Origin of the sequence: Polaribacter sp. (assembly GCF_965656025.1) — a bacterium.
Classification (GTDB): domain Bacteria; phylum Bacteroidota; class Bacteroidia; order Flavobacteriales; family Flavobacteriaceae; genus Polaribacter.
Map to the genome: position 1 here is coordinate 1 of NZ_CBFHJT010000103.1, position 5,379 is coordinate 5,379.

Genomic DNA, 5,379 nt, shown 5'->3' on the forward strand with positions numbered 1-5,379 from the left:
AACAATTTAAAAGTAATTATTGATATTGTTCCAAATCACGTAGCCAGAAATTATCAAAGTATCTCTAATCCTGAAGGAACGAAAGATTTTGGAGCAGATGATGATACGTCCAAAGAATATGATGTAAATAATAACTTTTATTATGTACCAAACACACCTTTTGAAGTCCCAGATTTTCAAAATGGATACGTGCCTTTAGAAGGAAAAAATCACCCTTTATCAGATAGAGAATTCAATGAAAATCCAGCCAAATGGACAGGAAATGGCTCACGATCTCCAAAACCTAATTTTTACGATTGGTACGAAACTGTAAAAGTAAATTATGGAATTTCGCCTGAAGGAAAAAAAGATTTTGACGAATTACCACAAGGTTTCGAAAACGAAGATTATAAAAAACATTTCGAGTTTTGGCAAGATAAAACAGTACCCAATTCTTGGGTGAAATTCAGAGATATTGCTCTATATTGGATCGAGAAAGGGATTGATGGATTTAGATATGATATGGCAGAAATGGTACCTGTTGAGTTTTGGAGCTACATGAATTCGTCTATAAAAATGAAAAATCCAGATGCTTTTTTATTGGCGGAAGTTTACAATCCTTCCTTGTATAGAGATTATATCAAGAAAGGCAAAATGGACTATTTGTATGACAAAGTACAATTGTATGATACTATAAAACATGTGATGCAAGGCTATGGTTTAACAGATAACATCCCTCCAATTATTGACGATTTAAAAGATATTGAGCATCATATGCTACATTTTTTAGAAAATCATGATGAGCAACGTATTGCAAGTCCCGAATTTGCAGGAAGTGCTGAAAAAGCAAAACCAGCAATGGTCGTTTCTGCCACCATTTCTTCAGCGCCAACTATGATTTATTTCGGACAAGAGTTAGGGGAAGATGGTTCAGAAAATGCAGGTTTTGGAACATCCTCAAGAACTTCAATTTTTGATTATGTTGGTGTACCAAGTGTACAAAGATGGGTAAATGATAAAAATTTTGATGGAGGGCAATCAACCAAAGAAGAACTTGCTTTAAGAGATTTTTACAAAAGACTTTTAAATTTTACCATTTCTTCGGATGCATTAATGGGTGAATATGCAGATATTCATCAATACAATAGAGATAAAACCTTGAATTATGGTGATAAAATCTTGTCTTTTGTACGTTGGTCAGAAAACGAAAAATTAATCATTGTTTCAAATTTTGATGCCAAAGGGAATCATCGATTTGTGTTGGAAATTCCATCAGAAATTATTAAAAAATGGAATTTAGCTGATGGTGAATATGAAGTAACAGATCAATTGTATCAAAAAGAAACATTTACTTTAAACGTTCAAGAAGGTAAGGGGCTTATTAATTTAAAACTAAAACCTTTAGAATCGTTTATTTTACAATTGTAATATGAGAATTATAACTTTAATACTACTCTTTCTATCATTTCATGGTTTCTGTCAATCAAATTCTAATGATTATTATAATGAAACTCACAGGCCTCAATTCCATTTTACACCAGAAAGTAAATGGATGAATGATCCTAATGGATTGGTTTATTATAAAGGTAAGTATCATCTTTTTTATCAATATTACCCTAAAGACATTGTTTGGGGTCCAATGCATTGGGGCCATGCAAGTAGTATAGATCTTTTTAATTGGGAACATCATCCCATAGCTCTTTATCCTGATAAATTGGGTAATATATTTTCTGGTTGTGCAGTAATTGATAAGAAAAATACAGCTGGATTTGGAAAAAATGCAATGATTGCAATATTTACCTATCATAATGATGAACTTTGGAAACAAGGATATCGTAATACAGAAAGTCAAGCAATCGCCTATAGTTTAGATGAAGGATTAACTTGGACAAAATACTCAGGAAATCCAGTAATAAAAAATTCTAGTGAACGAGATTTTAGAGATCCAAATGTGTTTTGGAATGATGAAATTAACGCTTGGAATATGGTACTTGCTTCTGGAGATAGAGTCAAAATATTTTCTTCAGATAATTTAAAAGACTGGAAATATAAAAGTGATTTTAAACCCAATCCAAATATTTCTAAAACAGGTACTTGGGAGTGTGTAGATTTGTTTAAAATGAAGGTAAAAGGAGATGAAAAAGAAAAATGGGTAATGATTGTAAATCATGATAAATATACACCAAATGGAGGCTCTGGAACACGATATTTTATTGGTGACTTTGATGGAGAAGTTTTTAAAAATGTACAGCCCTCAATTTGGTTGGATTATGGTACAGATTATTATGCTGGTGTTACCTTTTACAATGCGCCCAAAAACAAAAGAATCTTAATTTCTTGGATGAGTAATTGGCTGTATGCACAAAAAACACCAACAAGAATTTGGCGAAGTGCAATGACGTTGCCAAGAGAATTAGTTTTGGAAAAAAATGATGATGGTTATTTTTTAAGACAAAATATTTCAGAAGGTTTTGATGATATTTTAGATGAAACACAATCTAAAGACGAAATACAATTGCCTTATTCTGCTAAAAAAATAAATCTTTCACAAGCAGAAATCTCTTTTAATTTCGAGGGAAAACAAATGAGTTTATTGCTTTCTAATAGTAAAAATGAAAAGCTTAAATTAGAGTTAAATAATCGTATTTTCTCATTAGATAGATCACAATCTGGAATCACAAATTTCAGTGATAAATTTGCAGAAAGTCTACAAAAAATGCCTATTGATGAAAAAATTACTGATTTTCAAATTATTTTAGATAGAGCGTCTATAGAAATTTTAATAAACAACGGTAAATATTCAATGACAGCCATATTTTTTCCTAAAGAACCCTTTTCTAATTTAGAAATGGAAAGTATAGAAAATGCACAAATCACCAATTTTAGGATGAATAATGTGAAAAAAACTTGGTAAACTAGTTTGAAAAAAGTTTTAACCAAAAATTATTTTTTATGAAAAAATCTAAATTACTTTTCTTTTCAATAGTTGTAGCTCTGGCAGGGTTTCTGTTTGGCTTTGATACAGTTGTAATTTCTGGAGCAGATAAACAGTTGCAAGGGTTCTGGCAAAGTTCAGACTTATTTCATGGTTTAATTGTAATGTCAACTGCACTTTGGGGAACTGTAATTGGTGCTTTTTTTGGGTATATTCCAACCAACAAACTAGGTCGAAAAAAAACCTTAATTAGTATAGGGTTTTTATTCTTTATTTCTGCATTGGGTTCTGCATTGGTTTCAAATCCTTATCTATTTGCTGTGTTTAGATTTATAGGTGGTTTAGGTATTGGTATATCAACGGTTGTTGCGCCTGCTTATGTTTCAGAAATTGCTCCTGCAAAAGACAGAGGGAAACTAGTGGCTATGTATCAGTTTAATATTGTTTTTGGTATTTTAATTGCTTATGTATCAAATTACTTTTTTAAAGATTTTGGAGAAGATGCATGGAGATTTATGTTGGGTATAGAGGCATTACCAGCTATTATTTACTCTTTATTGGTGCTTAAAATACCTGAAAGTCCAAGGTGGTTATTAGAATATAAAAAAGATAAAAAACAAGCAATAGAAATCTTAAAAACAATTGTTCCTGAAGACGAAATTGAAAAGGAGATTGCAGAAATTGAAAAAGAAAAAGTAGTAGCAACAGATAAAGAAAATATTTACATGAAAAAGTTTAGATTGCCCTTAATGCTCGCTTTTTTTATTGCGTTCTTTAATCAGGTTTCCGGTATCAATGCATTTTTATATTATGCACCTAGAATTTTTGAACTTGCTGGTTTAGGAGAATCCACTTCTTTTTTAAGTTCTATTGGTATTGGTGTTGTAAATTTAGTTTTTACAATTGTTGGTATTGCATTGATAGATAAGTTTGGTAGAAAAAACCTAATGTATATTGGTTCTATTGGTTATATTATTTCATTAGCATTGGTGTCTTTAACTTTCTTTTTTAAATGGGATGGTGCAAACATACCAATCTTCTTTTTTGTGTTTATTGCTGCACATGCAATTGGGCAAGGAGCTGTTATTTGGGTGTTTATTTCAGAAATATTTCCAACCAAACTTAGAGCAGCTGGTCAATCGTTTGGGGCTTCGGTACATTGGGTGTTAGCCGCTATAATTCCATCATTTGTACCTTTCTTATTTAATAAAATAGGACCTGCAACAGTGTTTGCATTCTTTTGTTTAATGATGATTTTTCAACTGTTATGGGTGAAATTTAAAATGCCAGAAACCAAAGGAAAAACATTAGAAAATTTAGCATCAGATTTATCTAAAAAATAGCGTTAAGAATTATAACATATTAAATACATCATAAAATAAAAAACAAGTATCCATGAAAAAAATATATTTATTAGCAAGTATTGCACTTTTTTTCAGTTGTGCTCAACAAAATTCAGACAAAAGTGCAGTAAGCAAAAACCAAAAGCAACCTTTTGTTTGGGAAGGCGCAAACATTTATTTCCTATTAACGGATCGTTTCAACAATGGAGATACTACCAATGACATCAATTTTGATAGAACCAAAGAAACAGGAAAATTAAGAGGATTTGAAGGAGGAGATATTAAAGGAATCACTCAAAAAATAAAAGAAGGTTATTTTACAAAATTGGGTATCAATGCTATTTGGATGACACCAATTGTAGAGCAAATTCATGGTGGGACAGATGAAGGCACAGGTTTGTCTTACGGTTATCATGGGTATTGGGCAAAAGATTGGACAAAAATAGATCCAAATTACGGAACTAAAGCAGATTTAAAAGAGTTGGTACAAGTTGCTCACAAAAACGGAATACGTGTTTTGTTAGATGCAGTAATCAATCATACAGGTCCTGTAACCGAAAAAGACCCTGTTTGGCCATCAGATTGGGTAAGAACGGAACCACAATGTAAATACAACAATTACGAAAATACAGTTACTTGTACTTTGGTAAAAAACTTACCAGATATCAAAACCGAAAGTAATGAGAATGTGGATTTACCACCACAATTAGTGGCAAAATGGAAAGCTGAAGGACGTTATGAACAAGAAATAAAAGAGTTAGACGATTTCTTTGCAAGAACAGGACATCCAAGAGCACCTCGTTTTTACATCATGAAATGGTTAACAGACTACATTACAGAATTTGGTATTGATGGCTACAGAGTAGATACGGTAAAGCATACAGAAGAATTTGTTTGGCAAGAATTTAAACAAGAATGTGATGCTGCTTTTGAAATGTACAAGAAAAATAACCCAGAAAAAGTGTTAGATGATAACAATTTTTATTTGGTAGGAGAAGTATATAATTATGCCATTTCTCATGGAAAAGCGTTTGATTTTGGCGATAAAAAAGTCAATTATTTTGATAAAGCTTTTAATAGTTTAATCAATTTTGAAATCAAATGGAATGCGAAACAAATGAC

The 5,379-nt window shown here is 31.5% G+C and carries 4 protein-coding genes; all 4 read left to right on the forward strand.

Annotation, left to right across the window (positions count from 1 at the left end; all coding sequences use genetic code 11):
* Positions 1–1,407: alpha-amylase family glycosyl hydrolase (locus ACTG3S_RS13775; RefSeq protein ID WP_439129910.1), on the forward strand; the 1,407-nt coding region annotated here is incomplete at its 5' end.
* Position 1,408: 1 nt separating this feature from the next.
* A complete protein-coding gene (locus ACTG3S_RS13780; RefSeq protein WP_439129911.1) occupies positions 1,409–2,893 on the forward strand; it encodes a glycoside hydrolase family 32 protein in 1,485 nt (494 codons plus the stop codon).
* Between the two features lie 38 nt (positions 2,894–2,931).
* On the forward strand, positions 2,932–4,257 hold the full coding sequence (locus ACTG3S_RS13785) for a sugar porter family MFS transporter (RefSeq protein ID WP_439129912.1): 1,326 nt from the start codon (positions 2,932–2,934) through the stop codon (positions 4,255–4,257).
* Positions 4,258–4,309: 52 nt separating this feature from the next.
* A partial coding sequence (locus tag ACTG3S_RS13790; RefSeq protein WP_439129913.1) for an alpha-amylase family glycosyl hydrolase occupies positions 4,310–5,379 on the forward strand: 1,070 nt, incomplete at its 3' end.